The sequence below is a fragment of the Streptococcus suis genome (assembly GCF_002964045.1).
Taxonomy (GTDB): Bacteria; Bacillota; Bacilli; order Lactobacillales; family Streptococcaceae; genus Streptococcus; species Streptococcus suis_U.
In genome coordinates, this window is record NZ_POPB01000066.1 from 1 (window position 1) to 275 (window position 275).

Below are 275 nucleotides of genomic sequence, written 5' to 3' on the forward strand. Positions count from 1 at the left end.
AGAGTAACTAGTATCAGTAGTAGATACATTGGTTGCTGTTGTGGTAGTGGTGGAAGATGAAGCTGCGGTCGTATTCTGCCGGCTCGTAGAAGTAGCATTGCTTGCTGAGACGGTTGTTATCGCTTCAGAAATGACGAAGGTTTTTAACATGGAGTAAGTAAAGCCTCCTGTCAAAAGCATTCCGAAGATGGATGCGTAGGCAAAGGGTTTTTTAAGCAATTTCATGGGAAAATGATTTCCTTTCTTTAAAAATAATATTCTTTTGAACAAACCAA

1 pseudogene is annotated in these 275 nt (G+C 39.6%); it reads right to left on the reverse strand.

The annotated features are described in order from the left end of the window. Positions 1–225, reverse strand: a pseudogene (locus tag C1E99_RS00295) (phosphodiester glycosidase family protein); the annotation flags it as partial. Positions 226–275 lie beyond the last annotated feature (50 nt).